Consider the following 15,770-nt stretch of genomic DNA (forward strand, 5'->3'; position numbering starts at 1 on the left):
ATAAATATTCAAGTGTATTTGCATAAAAATTTTAAATCTTAAAGAAAACATGGCAACTATCCCTTTTTAGCAGGTGTTACCATGTTATAAAATGAAAAAAGGTATTTAGTTGTTTAGGACATTGCCTTTAAACCAGTAACTCCTATAATAATTGCTAAAAGACTTATAATCCGCGGAGTGTTCTTTTTTTCACCAAAGAAGATCATATTCATAATGACAGCACCTGCTGTTCCAATTCCAATCCAGACTGCATAAGCAACACTAACCATTAAATAAGAAAAAGAGGCGTATAGTAATACAAAAGAGGCTGCTAACCCACCGAAATAGAGTAGGCCATTTTTAATGTTCTTATTCTTACTAAAAAGTTGTAAACCTAATACACCTATCATTTCGCTTATTGCTGCACCTGCGACATATAACCAACCCATTAATTCACAACCTCCTTTTCTCCCTTATCAGGTAAATTATCTGCTAGCTTTAATCCAATTACCCCAGCAACAAGAAGAACCATAAATAAAACCTTTGGTGTACTTAGATTTCCATTAAAGATATATACATCCATTAAGGCTGTACCAACCGTCCCTGCAGCTGCAAAGATAGCGTAAACCGTTCCTGTTGGCAGGTTCTCACAAGCCTTAGTTAAAAAGTGCAAATCCAGCGAGATACATCCCAAAATAATAGCCCAGTGCCACCATTCACTAGCTACGTTAAAACCAAAAATCCAAATTAATTCAAAAAGACTTGTTAATATAACGTATATCCATGATTTATTCATTCTTCACCTCTCCTTGACTGACATTCAGTCATTTTTAACGTAAAAAAATTTCTGTTTTATTTTTTTAGTGCATGTTTAATAAATGAAAATACCTCTTCCTTTTTTCTTTCAATAACCTCTGCTTCTTGGTTATCATATAAATAAGACTGTTCGGCAACTGATTCAATTAAACCAATTAACAGTTCTGCTGTATGCTTCGGCTGAACATCTTCTCTTATTTGACCTTCCAATTTAGCGTTTTCCAAAAAGGTACTCATCCAGTTATAGTACGGCTGATAAATGGCCTCCCATTGAGTAAGATAGTCACTAGAGGCTAAGCCTGCATAGATAAGTGCCATAATTTCTTTATATTCTTTTGTGAGTTGAAAAACTAGTTCAATAATCTGTTCCAGCTTTTGATCGAAAGGAGTCTCTTCCTCAATTTCTTTATCTATTGCTTCCATTGTTTTTTTAACCATTTTCTCTGCAATGGATGGCATTACAGCAAGCTTTGATGGAAAATATAAATAAAAGGTTCCCTGGGCTATCCCTGCTCCTTTAACAATCTCGGAAACTTTGGCTTTTTCAATCCCTTTTTCTTTAAAGACCTCAATAGCAGAACGGATAATTTTCTCTTTTTTATCGTCCATGTTAATACCTCCACTTTAAATGACTGACTGTCATTCATTGTACTCTATATTTTAAAAACTGTCTACTTCTACGAAAGAGGTTGGGAGTCACATGGTGGCAGAAACTTTTCCTATACTCATTTAATTCCCTAGGTACTTAATAAGAACATCATTTTATTCTTGCTTTAAAAAAGGATTTCCTCTCAAATATTATGGCCAATAAGGTAGCTCAACTTCAATTTCATTCATTCACAGTAGTAGTAAACTCCAAACTAACTTGTGGTGATGGAGTAATTCATTTTACAGAAGAAGTACCCATTGATTTGCGTTTCAGGCGGACGCTTTCACACCTCCGGGTACAAGTGCGACATCTGCTCGTTATCTCGCAGTGTCTTCTTTGCCGCCCGGCATGGCCTCAGCACAGTTTATCTTTTTGCGAAGGTTCGCATCAGCTAATATTAAGGCAAAAAAAGGACATCTCCAGTCAGGAAATGTCCTCTTTGTTATTAATTAGATTCTTTTTGTTTTGCTGCCATTTCGTTGAAAAATGGTACAGTTGGGTTTGCTAAGTAATGCCCACCCTCGATTTGAAGTGTTTGTCCAGTCATGAATTTAGATTCATCTGAAGCCAAGAATAATACGGCATTACCGATATCATCAGGATCTCCATGATATGGAAGTGCGTTGTAACGCATGAATGTTGCCTGTAACTCTTCAGACAAATTATTTTTAGCTGCTGGAGTTAAAATTAACCCTGGTGCCACGCCATTACAGCGAATTCCGTCTTTTCCATATTGTGTAGCAATGTATTTTGTTAGCTGAACTACAGCTGCTTTTGAAGCACCATATGCAGAGCGGATGGAGTCACTTGCAAAAGCTGCCATGGATGCGGTATTAATAATGGATCCACCACCTGCTTCCTTCATATGAGGTATAGCATAGCGACTACCTATTACAACACTCTTTGTATTAACGTTCATCAAACGGTCCCATTCATCCAAGTCGATGTTAACTACATCCAAATCTTTTTGAATATTAGTTAATCCAACATTATTATATAAAGTTGTTAATGAACCATATTTTTTAACAGTGAAATCAACTGCTTCTGCGATAGATTCCTCTTTTGAAGCATCTAAGAAAATACCAGTAGCTTCTCCACCTTGGTTGCGAATTTCCCGTGCTGCTTCTTTCGCTCCATCTACATTAAAATCTCCAATTACAACGCTTGCACCTTCCTTAGCAAGTAATGTTGCTGCAGATAATCCGATACCAGAAGCGCCTCCGGTTACTAACGCTACTTTTCCTTGTACTCTTCCCATTCTAAAACATCCTCCATTTATTTTGGTTTATTTTCAATATGTTGCAGTAATTTTTCTTGGATTGCGAGGAACTGACTAATTTCTTCCTCACTTAAAACCTCAAACATTTCTTTTCTGATCTCGGTACCTTTTTGCTGAGCATTCTCTAACAACTGTAAACCCTCTTCAGTTATTTCCAAGCGAATGACACGTCGGTCACCAGCATCATACTTCCGTATTGCATATCCTTCATTAATTAGTTTTGAGGCAATATTGGTCATCGCACCTGGAGTATAACCTAACGTAGAAGCTAATTCAGATTGCTTCTGGGCCCCTTTCTGTCTTAATTCCTGCAATACCAAAATGGAAGATATCCCAACTGAATATTGGAATGATCGGGACCATGTCAGCATGGATTCATTCGAAAACAACTCAATCGTACGGATTAGTTTAAAAATATTTTTTTCCTTGTCCATATTATCTCCTCGATTAACTTAGTTGAATAGTACCACCATCAACCATAGGGGCTCGTCAGGCAATGTAGTCAGAGTTCTCGCCTCCAGGAATACTACAGCATACGGATAACATCCTATGCCGCTGCATAGATGCCATCATTTATTCCAGCACTGAATGCAAGGGTATAAATCCCCCTTCTCCTACTATAAGTGCGGCAATGCTCTTTTGCATTAAATAGAATGTTGGATAAAAGCCAGTATTAAAAGATAAATCCAGATGCTTCTCAGTTACATCCTCAAATGATGCTTGTTTTGAGGCAAGACCATTGCTCACCAGAATATGAAGCTTACCCTAATGGTTAAACACCTTTTCAACACTGCTAGTCAATCCTTCTTTTTCAGCAAAATTGACCTCAATGAAGATACAGTCTGATTGGTAGTTCTTTAATTCCTCCATTGTAGCACTTTCTACTTCTTTATTCAGGTCCACAATTTCAACTTTTGCATCTTTTTTAACAAATGCTATTGCACTTTCCTTACCAATTCAACCTGCACAACAAGCGATGATGCATTTCATCTCTTAATTTAGCAATATAAATCTGTTCCTTCATTACTATTCTACAACGTTTATTTTAGCACTAAACTATTCGACATTAAAGTAAATACATTTTATAAGGTTATCCCTACTAAAGTCGTTCATTTATTCCAGTCGACGTGCACAGATGTCAAGCAATGGACATCCATTGCATATTGGGTTACTTTTACAATGAACTTTTGCATGTTCTACCAATAGAGCGTGATATTCATTCATTAAAAATAAATCTAATGGTAATTCTTTCTCTAATATGAAGCGAAATTCATCATAGGATATAGGCATATTATAACCTAATCGATAGAAAATACGTCTTGCATATGCATCAACCACAAATATTGGTTTATCAAATGCATAAAGCAACATCACATCTGCCGTCTCTCTTCCGATACCATTGATTCTCAATAATTGATCCCTTAACTCTTCCCTATCCTTCTTTTTTAAATTTTCCACCTTATAATCATATAACCGAAACCAAGCCAGAAAGGCTTTAATCCGTTTTGCTTTCACATTAAAGAAACCGCTTGGACGTATTAACCGAGCTAACTCTTCCTGAGTCATTCTCTCAATTTGGTCAGGCGATAAGAAAGGCTTCAATTGTACCAATGCTTTTTCAACATTTCGCCAGCTCGTATTCTGAACAAGAATAGATCCAATAAGCATTTCAAATGGACTGTCAGCAGGCCACCAACTCTGGGTCCCGTATCTTTCTAATAGTTTTTCATAAATTCCATAGTAGTTTTCGGACATTATATCTTCACCCTTCGATCTCTCTTTCTAACTAGTTCACTTACTCCCTAAAGTATAAACCACGTAGTTAGACCTATATTTACAAAACATTTACACTACGCCAATACTTTCTTAATATTCACCTACTATACTTGCAATTGAGAGGGAAACTCTTAAAAACATAATTGCAAAAGGGGAGGACAATTTATTATGAAATTTAAGTCATTTTTACTACTTATACTAGGAGCTGCATTCGCGATACTGCTAGCAGCATGTGGGACAGACAAAGAGAAAAATGAAAGTTCTTCTGAAAGTGCAAGTGCGGAGAGCGGGAAAGATACGAAAGATACTTCCTCTGAATTGGAAGGAAATGTTGTTATTGATGGTTCTGGTACGGTGTATCCATTAATGTCCCGCATCGCTGAGGAGTATATGATAACAGAACAACAAGGTGTTTCTGTTGAAGTAAGTCGCGCAGGAACTAGTGCAGGTTTTGAAAAATTTCTAATGAAAGATGGCACGGATTTCAATGATGCCTCTCGTAAAATAAAAGAAGAAGAGCAAGCAAAGGCAGATGAACTTGGTATTGAAACAAAAGAATTAAAAGTAGCTTTAGACGGATTAACCTTCGTTATCCACCCAGACAATGACTGGGCAACTGAAATGACACCGGAAGAGATTAAAAGCATTTTCCTGGCAGATGGCGGGGTTGAAAAATGGTCAGACATTAATCCCGATTGGCCCGATGAAAAAATTAATGCTGTAGGACCTAATGAAAACCATGGAACTTATGAGTTTTTCTATGAAAATATTTTAGAAGAAAAAGATCTTGTAAGTGATGTTAATTTACAACAAGAATACTCCACTTTAGTAACACTAGTTTCTGAAGATGTGAACGCGATTGGATTCTTCGGTTTTGGATACTATGTGAATAACAAGGATAAATTGCAAGCAGTAAGCGTAGATTTTGGAAACGGCCCAGTAGAACCTTCGCTTGACACGATTGCAGAAGATGGAGAATATGCGGACTTTACCCGACCCGTGTTTACCTACTTGAACGTAAATCATGCTAAAGAAAAGCCTGAAGTACTCGATTATGCTTTATATGTAATGAATAACGTAAACACATTTGCAGGAGAAACAGGCTTTGCTCCTATTCCGAATGGAGAAGCAGAGTCATTAATTGAAGAACTTGAAGCATTAAAAAAATAAAAGAGCAGTGGTAGAAGGAAGCATGAGATGAGGGCTGATTCACGCTCTCATCTTCTTGTGACTTATTATGCGAGAACCTTGGAAAGGAGTACTAACAAATGGCAGCCCAACCCGAATTTAAGCAGCAGCCTGGAGATATCAAAAATATTATTGAACATAAAAAACAAAGAAATAGCCTGGCTTCTGCCAGCGAGAAGCTTATACCGACAATCCTTTTCATTATTGCTTCCATTTCCATCCTTACAACAGCCGGTATTGTTGTAACATTGCTGACCGAAACGATTGCTTTTTTTCAACAAGTACCGTTTGGAGAATTTTTCACTGGAAAAATACTGAAACCTCTAAGTCAAAATCCGGAGTTCGGTATACTCCCTTTAATCAACGGTACAATTATTTCATCCCTTATCGCCATAATAATTGCCGGTCCAATTGGTATTATGACGGCAGTGTATTTAAGTGAATATGCTTCTGAAAGAGTTAGAAAAATCTTAAAGCCATTGTTGGAGATACTTGCAGGAATTCCAACCATTGTCTATGGGTTCTTTGCATTTACATTTGTTACACCTATTTTAAGAGAAATTATCCCCGGAATGGGAGCTACGAACATTCTAAGCCCCGGCTTGGTAATGGGAGTAATGATTATCCCAATGATCGCTTCCTTATCCGAAGATGCCCTTATCTCTGTACCAAATAGCATGAGGGAAGGGGCATTAGCTATGGGCGCTACAAAGCTGGAGACAACTTTTCGGGTAGTTATCCCAGCAGCTTTATCAGGGATTATTGCTTCCTTTGTATTAGGTATTTCACGTGCGATAGGAGAAACAATGATCGTCACCATTGCTAGTGGAAGTTCTAAAAATTTCACCTTTGATGTTACACAGTCTATGCAAACAATGACTGCATATATTGTAGAAGTCGCAGGAGGAGACGCTCCAGCCGGTTCTACGATTTACTATAGTTTATATGCTGTTGCAATGACATTGTTTATTTTTACACTTCTAATGAATGTACTCGCAAGGTATGTTTCTCGTCGATTCAGGGAGGAATATTAATGTTGAAATATATTGATCAAGCGGACGTACAAAAGAGAATGAATTACCGTATTTGGAAAAATAGTTTATGTAAAGCTTTATTCTTGTTTGCAGCCATGTTCGGATTGATTGTATTGGCGATATTATTAGTTCGTGTATTTTTTCAAGGTGTTAATTGGATTGATATGGAGTTTATTGCAAGTAAACTTTCTACAAATGCTGACAGAGCTGGGATTATGGGAGCAATACTAGGAACATTCTGGCTTATGGTTGTTGTCATTCCTGCAACATTAATTATTGGGATAGGTACTGCAATCTATCTTGAACTTTATGCTAAAAAAGGACGAATGCAAGCTCTTGTACAAACAAATATTGCAAACTTAGCAGGTGTACCTTCCATTGTTTACGGTTTATTAGGATTAACTGTATTTGTGAGAGCAATGGATTTCGGCAATATTGTGCTTGCAGGAGGGCTTACACTTTCTCTACTTGTCCTACCTATTGTAATTGTAGCTGCACAGGAAGCCATTCGTTCTCTCCCTCAGCATTTGAGTGAAGCCTCTTATGGAATGGGAGCAACAAAATGGCAAACAGTAAAAAATGTCGTGCTCCCAGCAGCTTTACCGAGCATTCTAACAGGTTCCATACTTGCCTTTTCCCGTGCAATCGGGGAAACTGCACCGTTGACTGTTATTGGCATTCCTGCACTGCTCATTCCATTTCCAGGTGGAATTATGGATACATTCACCGTATTGCCAATGCAAATATATTATTGGACATTGGACTCATCCCTTGTAGCTGAATATGCCAACCTGGCTGCAGCTACCATTGTAGTACTTCTGCTGATGCTGTTTATACTAAACTTTATTGCAGTTCTAATCAGAAACAAATTTCAAAAGAGATATTAAAAGCAAAAGCGCAAGCGCCTTGATTACCCCCGACAAGCTTAAGCAAGAATTCGCAGTGGCGTTTTTTGGCCACGTAGAGTTATTGCTTAAGACCTCGAGGGGGTAGGCGCTGGAGCTGGACGTGGTTCCTTTTGACAAAGAATTAGTAAGGTTAATAATTTATACTCTCATACCTTTTAAAAGCAAAAGCGCAAGTGCCTTTCCCCAGGTTGGCATACTCGGATGAAGTAAATTAGATAAATAAAGGAGATGGAGAATTTGAGTACATTAACAGATCCCTATAATATGGAGAGTAAAACAATTTCAATGACAAGGCTACTCACAAGACCAATTCCTACGAATAAAACAGTATATCAAACGGAAGATTTAAATCTATGGTATGGATTAACACACGCCCTTAAGGAAATTAATTTATCCATTTATGAAAAGGAAGTAACTGCTATCATTGGCCCATCAGGATGCGGGAAATCCACTTTCCTAAAAACTCTTAATCGTATGGTAGAACTGGTTCCAACAGTGAGAACTTCGGGGACCATCAGCTACCAAGGCAGAAATATTCTGGATAAGTCTTTTAGACCAGAGGAGCTAAGGACCCGTGTTGGTATGGTATTTCAGAAACCAAACCCATTTCCAAAATCTATTTATGAAAACGTGGCCTATGGACCTAAAATTCATGGGATTCGCAATAAAAAAATTCTCGATCAAATTGTGGAACAAAGCTTACGTGGAGCTTCCATATGGGATGAAGTAAAGGATCGCCTAAAAGAAAATGCATACGGCCTCTCTGGAGGGCAGCAACAGCGCTTATGCATCGCACGTTGTCTTGCTATTGAGCCAAATGTCATTTTAATGGATGAACCGACATCCGCGCTTGATCCAAAGTCTACTTTACGAGTAGAAGAATTAATTCAGAAATTAAAAAAAGATTATTCCATTGTTATTGTTACTCATAACATGCAGCAAGCTGCCAGGATTTCTGATAAAACAGCCTTCTTTTTAAACGGGGAGGTAGTCGAATATGATAACACAGACATTATTTTTAATAACCCTACGGATCACCGTACAGAAGACTATATTGCAGGACGATTTGGATAATAAGATGCTGCCGGCAAAATAAAACCACGATCTTTTTAGGAGATCGTGGTTTTACTATTACAGAAAGACTTTTACTTATTGGTTATTCATCCTTACTACTCTGATATTCATTCGGTTCTTCTCCAGGATGATTGTTGTAATTTTTATATTGGCTTTTCCGTCCATTGCGATGCTCCCCGCTCTGTTTATTCTTTTTGAACATATTGTTAAATTCTTTTTCTTTATTAACCATAAAAGTTTATCTCTCCTTTCATTTTCATTAGTTTCTGAATGGGGATATTATTTATTCACAAATAGTACTTCTCATTTTATTTTTTAAAAAATACAGTTTATTATTAGATGTATAGGCTTTTTTGTTTTGGAAGGAATGTTTATAAATATGGCTGTTGAAACATTGATCTTTTTATTCACTGCAATGCTCCTTATGGGCGTCTTAGCCACTAAATTCTCCACCCGTTTAGGTCTTCCTGCCTTAGTCCTCTTCTTACTCGTAGGAATGGGCCTAAATCGTTTTGTCTTCTTTGAAAATGTAGAGCTTTCGCAGCTTATTGGAATAATGGCATTAATTATCATTTTGTTTGAAGGTGGTACCCAAACAAAATGGAATCACATCCGTCCCGTGTTAGGGGCAGCAAGTATCCTTTCCACCATCGGCGTACTAATTACTACAATTCTCACTGGCTTTGCTGCCATGTATATCCTGGACTTCTCGCTATTGGAAGGCATGTTATTTGGAGCCATTGTTGGTTCTACTGATGCAGCAGCTGTTTTCTCCGTGCTGGGTAATAAAAACATCAAGCGCAAATTAACCTCTACCTTGGAAGCGGAATCTGGCTCCAATGACCCTATGGCGGTCTTCCTTACTGTTGCATTTATAGAAATGATACAAATTCCCGATTCATCCATATGGTCTGCTGTTGGCAGCTTTTTTATACAAATGGGACTTGGGTTGCTCCTTGGGTTCTTACTCGGTAAATTAACTGTTTTAGTAATCAACCGGATTAAGCTTGATACTGCAGGTCTATACCCTGTGCTTGCACTAGCAATGGCTACGCTAACCTATATACTAACCGACACTTTAGGAGGAAGCGGGTTACTTGCTGTTTATGTGATGGCTGTATATGTAGGGAACAATGACCTTATGTACCGTTTTACCATATTACGATTTAACGAAGGATTTGCTTGGATGATGCAAATTCTCATGTTTATTCTTTTAGGCTTACTTGTTTTTCCAACTCAATTACTGGATGTTTTTTGGCAAGGTATTATCTTGTCTATTATTCTCATGTTCTTATCGCGGCCTATTGCTGTCTTCCTATCCATGATTTTTCTGAAGTACAGTATAAAGGAAAAACTGTTTGTCTCCTGGTCCGGGTTAAAAGGTGCGGTTCCTATCGTATTAGCTACCTACCCTATTGTTGCTGATATTCCAAACAGTCAAACTATATTTAATGCTGTATTTTTCGTTGTGATGATTTCAGCACTTGTTCAAGGGAGCAGCTTGTCTTGGCTCGCAAGTAAACTTGGACTGACAGAAGATAAGACTAAAAACTTAATGCCCAGCCTGGAAATCATTAATCTTGGAACAACCGACTCAGAAATTATGGAAGTATTTATCACGAGCAACTCACCAGCATTGGATACTTCCCTCATCGATTTAGAGCTCCCGGCAAATACACTTATTATCGGAGTGATCCGTAATGATGAACTGATTACCCCCTCTGGTAATACGATCATTAAAGATGGAGATACCTTATATGTACTAAGCAATAAGAAAAGCAGAGATAAAGCCAAAAGTGTATTAATGGGAAAAAAGATAAAGGAAAAAGAAATTAAAAAAGCGAGTAAAAGAAAGCATAAACAAAAATAATAATATAATTGCTGTTACCAGTTGGTAGCAGCTTTTTTTACATGAGATAGGTATGGTAACCCTCCCAGATAGCTCTGAAATTACGGCTGATTATCCAGCTCTCTGGCGGATTCCTCATCCCTCCTGCTGATCATTCTCTTCTCCGGCGGATTCCTCCCCTCTCCTGCTAATAATTATCGTCGATAGTCCGCACTTCCCTCCTAACTACGGATTTACGAGATGACTTCAAAATCAAACATATCAAAAGAACCTTTTTTATGCCCCTTTTTTATATCTTCAAACGATTTTAATAATAGGAAAGAAATCATAAAAAGTTGTAAAGGGGTTTTCATTATGAAATTATATTTAGATCCAGGACATGGTGGTACAGATCCAGGGGCAGTAGGAAATGGTTTACGGGAAAAGGAGATTGCATTGGATATTGCGCTGCGTATTCAAAAATTAATTATCGCAAATTACGTTAATGTAGAAGTAAAAATGAGTCGTACGAAAGATTCCACGATAAGTCTTCAGCAGCGAACAAATGAGGCGAACAAATGGAAAGCTGATTTTTTTCTTTCCATTCATTGCAATGCGTTTAACGGGAAGGGTAAAGGCTATGAAGATTTCATCTATCGTGGTCTATCAGAGCTATCCAAAACAAGGAGATACCAAAGCATTTTGCATCAAGAAATTTCTAAAGTAAACCAGCTTGCTAATCGGGGAAGGAAATCAGCAAATTTCCATGTACTAAGAGAAACCTCAATGGCTGCACTCCTCACAGAAAATGGATTTATTGACAACAAAGATGATGCTATTTTAATGAAAAAAATCTCTTGGCGCCAACAAGTTGCGCTAGGTCATGTAAATGGGATAGCAAAGGCCTTTCAGCTAAAGCGTACAAAAACTACTACAAAAACAACTTTGTACCGCGTCATCGGTGGATCATTTACAGAACGAGCAAATGCAGAAAAACGATTACAATCGATTGTGAAGGCAGGAATAAAAGATGCTTATATAGAAAAGAATTAAATTTTTTGGTCAAGATGCCCCTTTTTCACTATTTATTTCGATTATAGAAGTAAAAGAGCGAATTAGGGGGTCTATTTATGCTTAAAACACATTTTTCTTTTGAGGAAATTTTAGAACAAAATGAACGAAGAATTCACTATCAAATAAATCAGCTCCATATCAGAGATGTTAATCAGGATTATTATAGTGAAGGATTAGTTGCACTATGGAATGCCTACCGAACATACAAACCAGATAAAGGCCCAATGGCAACTTACTTTAATTACACGATTCGTAACCGTCTGATTGATCAGATGCGAAAGGAGAATAGACGGCTGGATATTCAGGAAACTTACTTATTAAATTTCAGATCGGACTATTGCGATGGGAATCACCAGCGAATAAGCAGTGGAAATAATCTTGCTATCAGAAGTGAAGGTGCTGATTTAGTAGAGGATAATAATTTTTGGGGACAGTTGAAAGCTAACCTAACGGCAAATCAATGGAAATGGATTTATTTTCACATTATAGATGGGATGACTTTAACGGATATTGCCATACAGGAAAACACAACACTAGAAGCCGTTAAAAGCTGGGGAAAGCAAGTAAGGAAAAAGTTAAGGGATGAAGAATTCAGAGAAAAAGTCCAATGGAAAATATAATTACAACAAAAAGCATGTCCATGGCAGACATGCTTTTTTCTGTATGTTTAAGCAGATCGATTGTATATACTGCGAATTAACTTGGTGTATAGAATATAAAAACAACTTTGAAGCAGAGGAAAAATTCTTTGCAGAGAGGTTGGCAAGCCTGGCGCGAGATTCGGATAGCAATGGGTAATTCGGTAGCTGCTGAGGTGGGATTGTCGAATAAGAGATGGTTAATGGACAATAGCGATCGATGTAGTGGTGAAACTGTCCAATAAGTGAGCTTTCTCTGATAAGGGCGACATCTGCTCGTTTCCTCATTATCCCACAGTGTCTATTTGCCACCAGCATGGCTTCGTCCGCTACGCTCTGTAGCGTATATAGTGTGAAGTAAGGAGGTTATAGAATGGTCCAGCTTTGTTGTATAAATATTAAATTGTTACAAACAACTATACTATCCATTAAACTAGGAGAAAGTAGGTAACCTATGGCTATTCCAGAATTAGTTTTGCGTATTTGCTTATCCTTCTTGTTGTTATTTACACTAACTCGAATTATGGGAAGAAAAGAAATTAGTCAAATGACATTCTTTAATTTTGTTTCAGCTATTGCCATCGGCTCCATTGCCGCCATTCTTGCTACTAATCAAAATTTTAGTATGCTTAATGGATTTATAGCATTGACTGGATGGGCAGGATTCACCCTAGGAATGGGATATATAGATATCAAATCACAAAAGGCTAGAAAATTTACTACAGGTATTCCAGAAATTGTTATTAAAGACGGAAAAATTATGGAGGAAGCACTGCGAAGAAAAAGGTTAGACAACGATTCCTTACAGGCTCTTTTACGTCAAAAAAACATATTTTCCATGAAAGAGGTAGACTATGCCATTTTTGAAACAAGTGGCAAGCTTTCCGTCATGAAAAAGGAAAATAAACAACCAGCAACAAAAAGTGATGTTAATCAATTGGCCGCTAATCTGCCAAAAGTCTATCCTATTGCTACAGAGGTCATATCTGATGGAGAGCTTAATGAAACAAACCTGAAAAAGTTAAATCTTGATACCAACTGGCTAAACGCGCAATTGAAACAAGCGGGTATAACCTCCCTATCTGAAGTTTTTTATGCTGAAGTACAATCTGATGGAACACTTTATCTTGATAATAAAAGAGATAATTTATATCATTAAAAAACTTAGAGTAGCCTGCTTTCTAATAATGCAAGCTACTCTATTTGGTGAGATTCCATATTTTTTTCTTTCCAGTCTTTATATGGCCAAGCAGTGCATATATATATGCATAGTTGAAAGTCTCAAAGTACGGAGGGAAAAAATGTTCACATTATTGGAAAAGGCAGTATTAGGAATGGCACTACTAAGGATTTTATCAGGAGGGGTAGAGATTTTTGCTGCTTATCTTATGATTAGGTTTAATGAATTGGATAAAGCTCTTATCATCAATGGTTCCCTCGCTTTCATTGGTCCCTTAGTTCTCCTTCTCACGACAGCTATTGGATTAACCGGATTAGCTGAACAAGTATCTTTTAAAAAACTATTATTTATCATTATTGGAGTAAGTTTCATAATATTTGGTGTGAAAAGCAATTAGTCTTTGAATTATATAACGAACAGTTTCTTATAATAATCGATGTACCTGTCTACTTTTATTTTCAGTCATATTTTCTCTTCTTTTTGGGAAACTAAAAGGACTACTTTTTAGGAGGAGTAACCAGATGGGTATTTTAAATGGGAAACCTGAGGAAGAACCTCTTCACGCAGGTGAAGTATTTCATTTATGGTCCTACTTACACGGAACAAAAGGGTTTCTGGTAAATATGCAAATATATCTCAACCATTCAGGAGATAATGATTTAATTGCTTTCTTGGAGGATATGCAGGAAAACGTTGTTACACAAGAGGAACAGCAAGTAGAAACCTTATTAAAGGAAACAGGGATTCGCTTACCTCCTGCCCCTCCTGATCGCCCGAATGTAGAGCTTCAAGATATCCCGGCTGGCGCTCGTTTTCATGACCCTGAGATAGCAAACTTGGTACAGAAAGAGCTAATGGTCAGCAGAATCCTTTGCAGTTACGTTATAGGGGTCTCTATTCGTGAAGACATCCGCACAATGTTTGGGGACTTTCAGGCTCAGCAAGATGAATACGAATTAAAACTGCTTAACATTACAAAGGAAAAAGGCTGGATTGTTTCTCCGCCTATTAACACGAAGTGAGGTGTGGGGAACATTGAAACCAAAAGAAAAAGGCATGGCTATCATTACAATTGGCTCCATTCCCTTAATTATGACATTAGGAAACTCCATGCTAATCCCTATCCTTCCTCAAATGAAAGCAGCTTTAGAGTTATCTCAGATGCAAGTGAGTCTGACAATTACTGTATTTTCTATTATGGCAGCTATATTTATTCCTATCGTTGGCTATTTATCTGATCGATTTTCAAGAAAAATTGTGATTATTCCATCCATTATTCTATTTGGGCTGGGTGGACTAATCTCAGGAGCTGGAGCAGCTTACTTCTCGCAATCCTATATATGGATTTTAATTGGTAGATCCATACAAGGTATTGGAGCAGCAGGCTCCGCACCTATGGCAATGGCCCTTACTGGAGATTTATTTAAAGGTGGAGAACAAAGTCGGGTGCTAGGAATATTTGAAGCTTCAAATGGATTGGGGAAAGTGCTATCACCTATTTTCGGCTCATTATTGGGCTTAATTATTTGGTATGCTGCATTTTATGTATTCCCCGCCCTTTGTCTTATTAGTTTAATTCTTTTACTATTTTTTATTAAAGAAAAGAGCAATAGACAAGCTCCGCCTCCCTTCGGAAAGTATATTAGAGGTTTGCTTAGTGTATTTAAGCATGAGGGTAGATGGATTGTTACCACCTATTTAGCAGGAGGAACCTGTTTATTTACCTTGTTTGGAATCCTTTTTTATTTATCGGATGTATTGGAAACGAAATATTCCATTGAGGGAATAATGAAAGGGTTAGTGCTTGCAGTCCCTCTTCTTGTATTGGTAATTACATCCTATATTACAGGTAGTAAGATTGGTAAAAACCTGGAAAAGATGAAGCGCTTATCTGTGATTGGCTTTGGGCTAATGACCTTATCCTTTGGAACACTTATTTTTTTTGAAAAAATCATTCCATTTATCTCGGTCTTGGCCATTAGCAGTATTGGAGCAGGTCTCATCCTTCCTTGTGTTAACAGTATTATAACTGGTGCAGTTGGAAAAGAACGTAGAGGCTTTGTAACATCTTTATACGGATCTGTCCGGTTCCTCGGAGTCGCTCTCGGTCCCCCTATTTTCACCCGTTTAATGGAATGGTCAAACACCGGGATGTTTTTATCCATTGCTGCTTTCACATTACTTGTAGGACTGTTAGTTTTAACCCTATTACACGTTAAAGGAAAAGATGGAAAGAAAAATAAAAAAACAGCTATTCGTTATAAATATACATGAGAAGATGGCTATGGTCAGAGAAATTGTAACTAAAATCTAAAACGAAAAGAGGAACAGCAAGAAGGGTTACCAT

19 protein-coding genes are annotated in these 15,770 nt (G+C 37.5%); 11 read left to right on the forward strand and 8 right to left on the reverse strand.

The features are described from left to right. Window positions 1-113: 113 nt before the first annotated feature. The 7 genes from X953_RS17345 to X953_RS17375 all read right to left on the reverse strand — a co-directional run bounded on the left by X953_RS17345 (window position 114) and on the right by X953_RS17375 (window position 4,478). Window positions 114-428 carry a multidrug efflux SMR transporter gene (locus X953_RS17345; protein ID WP_040956674.1) on the reverse strand — a complete coding sequence of 105 codons (315 nt, stop codon included), beginning with the start codon at window positions 426-428 and terminating at the stop codon, window positions 114-116. Next, entirely contained in the window at window positions 428-775 is a 348-nt protein-coding gene (locus X953_RS17350; RefSeq protein ID WP_019376258.1) for a multidrug efflux SMR transporter, read from the reverse strand. The genes X953_RS17345 and X953_RS17350 overlap by 1 nt, the downstream gene beginning before the upstream one ends. 56 nt (window positions 776-831) lie before the next feature. Beyond that, entirely contained in the window at window positions 832-1,404 is a 573-nt protein-coding gene (locus tag X953_RS17355; RefSeq protein WP_040956675.1) for a TetR family transcriptional regulator, read from the reverse strand. 485 nt (window positions 1,405-1,889) lie between these two features. Further along, window positions 1,890-2,702, reverse strand: coding sequence for an SDR family NAD(P)-dependent oxidoreductase (locus X953_RS17360; RefSeq protein WP_040956676.1), 813 nt, complete (start codon window positions 2,700-2,702; stop codon window positions 1,890-1,892). A gap of 17 nt (window positions 2,703-2,719) precedes the next feature. Beyond that, window positions 2,720-3,157, reverse strand: coding sequence for a MarR family winged helix-turn-helix transcriptional regulator (locus X953_RS17365; protein ID WP_040956677.1), 438 nt, complete (start codon window positions 3,155-3,157; stop codon window positions 2,720-2,722). Between the two features lie 331 nt (window positions 3,158-3,488). Continuing rightward, a complete protein-coding gene (locus X953_RS19910; protein ID WP_156958513.1) occupies window positions 3,489-3,626 on the reverse strand; it encodes a hypothetical protein in 138 nt (45 codons plus the stop codon). 210 nt (window positions 3,627-3,836) lie between these two features. Then, window positions 3,837-4,478: an endonuclease III domain-containing protein gene (locus X953_RS17375; RefSeq protein ID WP_040956678.1), complete on the reverse strand. Its 642-nt coding sequence runs from the start codon at window positions 4,476-4,478 to the stop codon at window positions 3,837-3,839. Window positions 4,479-4,667: 189 nt separating this feature from the next. Between X953_RS17375 and X953_RS17380 the strand changes: the two genes are divergently transcribed. The 4 genes from X953_RS17380 (at window position 4,668) to pstB (ending at window position 8,703) form a co-directional block, all read left to right on the forward strand. Then, complete coding sequence (locus X953_RS17380) at window positions 4,668-5,669, forward strand: PstS family phosphate ABC transporter substrate-binding protein (protein WP_040956679.1); 1,002 nt, start codon at window positions 4,668-4,670, stop codon at window positions 5,667-5,669. Window positions 5,670-5,767: 98 nt separating this feature from the next. Beyond that, window positions 5,768-6,721 (forward strand): phosphate ABC transporter permease subunit PstC, encoded by a 954-nt coding sequence (gene pstC / locus X953_RS17385; RefSeq protein WP_040956680.1) that lies wholly within the window; start codon window positions 5,768-5,770, stop codon window positions 6,719-6,721. Then, on the forward strand, window positions 6,721-7,608 hold the full coding sequence (gene pstA, locus X953_RS17390; RefSeq protein WP_198023293.1) for a phosphate ABC transporter permease PstA: 888 nt from the start codon (window positions 6,721-6,723) through the stop codon (window positions 7,606-7,608). Before pstC ends, pstA begins: the two co-directional genes overlap by 1 nt. Window positions 7,609-7,914: 306 nt before the next feature. Further along, window positions 7,915-8,703, forward strand: coding sequence for a phosphate ABC transporter ATP-binding protein PstB (gene pstB, locus X953_RS17395; protein WP_232217863.1), 789 nt, complete (start codon window positions 7,915-7,917; stop codon window positions 8,701-8,703). An 82-nt stretch (window positions 8,704-8,785) separates the two neighbouring features. Here pstB and X953_RS20105 read toward each other — a convergent pair whose 3' ends face one another. After that, window positions 8,786-8,935 (reverse strand): hypothetical protein, encoded by a 150-nt coding sequence (locus X953_RS20105; protein WP_198023294.1) that lies wholly within the window; start codon window positions 8,933-8,935, stop codon window positions 8,786-8,788. Window positions 8,936-9,082: 147 nt separating this feature from the next. Between X953_RS20105 and X953_RS17400 the strand changes: the two genes are divergently transcribed. From X953_RS17400 to X953_RS17430, 7 genes are all read left to right on the forward strand, one after another. After that, window positions 9,083-10,573: a potassium/proton antiporter gene (locus X953_RS17400; protein ID WP_084715736.1), complete on the forward strand. Its 1,491-nt coding sequence runs from the start codon at window positions 9,083-9,085 to the stop codon at window positions 10,571-10,573. Between the two features lie 333 nt (window positions 10,574-10,906). Further along, on the forward strand, window positions 10,907-11,584 hold the full coding sequence (locus X953_RS17405) for an N-acetylmuramoyl-L-alanine amidase (RefSeq protein WP_040956681.1): 678 nt from the start codon (window positions 10,907-10,909) through the stop codon (window positions 11,582-11,584). Window positions 11,585-11,661: 77 nt separating this feature from the next. Beyond that, the gene (locus X953_RS17410) at window positions 11,662-12,225 is read left to right on the forward strand and encodes a sigma-70 family RNA polymerase sigma factor (RefSeq protein WP_040956682.1); all 564 of its coding nucleotides are present in this window, start codon (window positions 11,662-11,664) and stop codon (window positions 12,223-12,225) included. A 472-nt stretch (window positions 12,226-12,697) separates the two neighbouring features. Next, the gene (locus X953_RS17415; protein ID WP_040956683.1) at window positions 12,698-13,402 is read left to right on the forward strand and encodes a DUF421 domain-containing protein; all 705 of its coding nucleotides are present in this window, start codon (window positions 12,698-12,700) and stop codon (window positions 13,400-13,402) included. Window positions 13,403-13,544: 142 nt separating this feature from the next. Next, the gene (locus X953_RS17420) at window positions 13,545-13,820 is read left to right on the forward strand and encodes a YqhV family protein (RefSeq protein ID WP_040957212.1); all 276 of its coding nucleotides are present in this window, start codon (window positions 13,545-13,547) and stop codon (window positions 13,818-13,820) included. Between the two features lie 124 nt (window positions 13,821-13,944). Continuing rightward, a complete protein-coding gene (locus tag X953_RS17425; RefSeq protein WP_040956684.1) occupies window positions 13,945-14,445 on the forward strand; it encodes a DUF3231 family protein in 501 nt (166 codons plus the stop codon). 34 nt (window positions 14,446-14,479) lie between these two features. Continuing rightward, window positions 14,480-15,697, forward strand: coding sequence for an MFS transporter (locus tag X953_RS17430; RefSeq protein WP_040957213.1), 1,218 nt, complete (start codon window positions 14,480-14,482; stop codon window positions 15,695-15,697). Window positions 15,698-15,770: the final 73 nt, after the last annotated feature.

The organism is Virgibacillus sp. SK37, from assembly GCF_000725285.1.
Classification (GTDB): domain Bacteria; phylum Bacillota; class Bacilli; order Bacillales; family Amphibacillaceae; genus Virgibacillus_Q.

Excerpts from the sequence above, each read along its gene's own strand:
- X953_RS17365 (WP_040956677.1), bottom strand. The coding sequence starts at position 3,157 with ATGGACAAGGAAAAAAATATTTTTAAACTAATCCGTACGATTGAGTTG.
- X953_RS17400 (WP_084715736.1), top strand. The coding sequence starts at position 9,083 with ATGGCTGTTGAAACATTGATCTTTTTATTCACTGCAATGCTCCTTATG.
- X953_RS17360 (WP_040956676.1), bottom strand. The coding sequence starts at position 2,702 with ATGGGAAGAGTACAAGGAAAAGTAGCGTTAGTAACCGGAGGCGCTTCT.
- pstA (WP_198023293.1), top strand. The coding sequence starts at position 6,721 with ATGTTGAAATATATTGATCAAGCGGACGTACAAAAGAGAATGAATTAC.
- X953_RS17410 (WP_040956682.1), top strand. The coding sequence starts at position 11,662 with ATGCTTAAAACACATTTTTCTTTTGAGGAAATTTTAGAACAAAATGAA.
- X953_RS17420 (WP_040957212.1), top strand. The coding sequence starts at position 13,545 with ATGTTCACATTATTGGAAAAGGCAGTATTAGGAATGGCACTACTAAGG.
- X953_RS17415 (WP_040956683.1), top strand. The coding sequence starts at position 12,698 with ATGGCTATTCCAGAATTAGTTTTGCGTATTTGCTTATCCTTCTTGTTG.
- X953_RS20105 (WP_198023294.1), bottom strand. The coding sequence starts at position 8,935 with ATGGTTAATAAAGAAAAAGAATTTAACAATATGTTCAAAAAGAATAAA.
- X953_RS17375 (WP_040956678.1), bottom strand. The coding sequence starts at position 4,478 with ATGTCCGAAAACTACTATGGAATTTATGAAAAACTATTAGAAAGATAC.
- X953_RS17380 (WP_040956679.1), top strand. The coding sequence starts at position 4,668 with ATGAAATTTAAGTCATTTTTACTACTTATACTAGGAGCTGCATTCGCG.
- X953_RS17425 (WP_040956684.1), top strand. The coding sequence starts at position 13,945 with ATGGGTATTTTAAATGGGAAACCTGAGGAAGAACCTCTTCACGCAGGT.
- X953_RS17345 (WP_040956674.1), bottom strand. The coding sequence starts at position 428 with ATGGGTTGGTTATATGTCGCAGGTGCAGCAATAAGCGAAATGATAGGT.
- X953_RS17430 (WP_040957213.1), top strand. The coding sequence starts at position 14,480 with ATGGCTATCATTACAATTGGCTCCATTCCCTTAATTATGACATTAGGA.
- pstC (WP_040956680.1), top strand. The coding sequence starts at position 5,768 with ATGGCAGCCCAACCCGAATTTAAGCAGCAGCCTGGAGATATCAAAAAT.
- X953_RS17355 (WP_040956675.1), bottom strand. The coding sequence starts at position 1,404 with ATGGACGATAAAAAAGAGAAAATTATCCGTTCTGCTATTGAGGTCTTT.
- X953_RS17350 (WP_019376258.1), bottom strand. The coding sequence starts at position 775 with ATGAATAAATCATGGATATACGTTATATTAACAAGTCTTTTTGAATTA.
- X953_RS17405 (WP_040956681.1), top strand. The coding sequence starts at position 10,907 with ATGAAATTATATTTAGATCCAGGACATGGTGGTACAGATCCAGGGGCA.
- pstB (WP_232217863.1), top strand. The coding sequence starts at position 7,915 with ATGACAAGGCTACTCACAAGACCAATTCCTACGAATAAAACAGTATAT.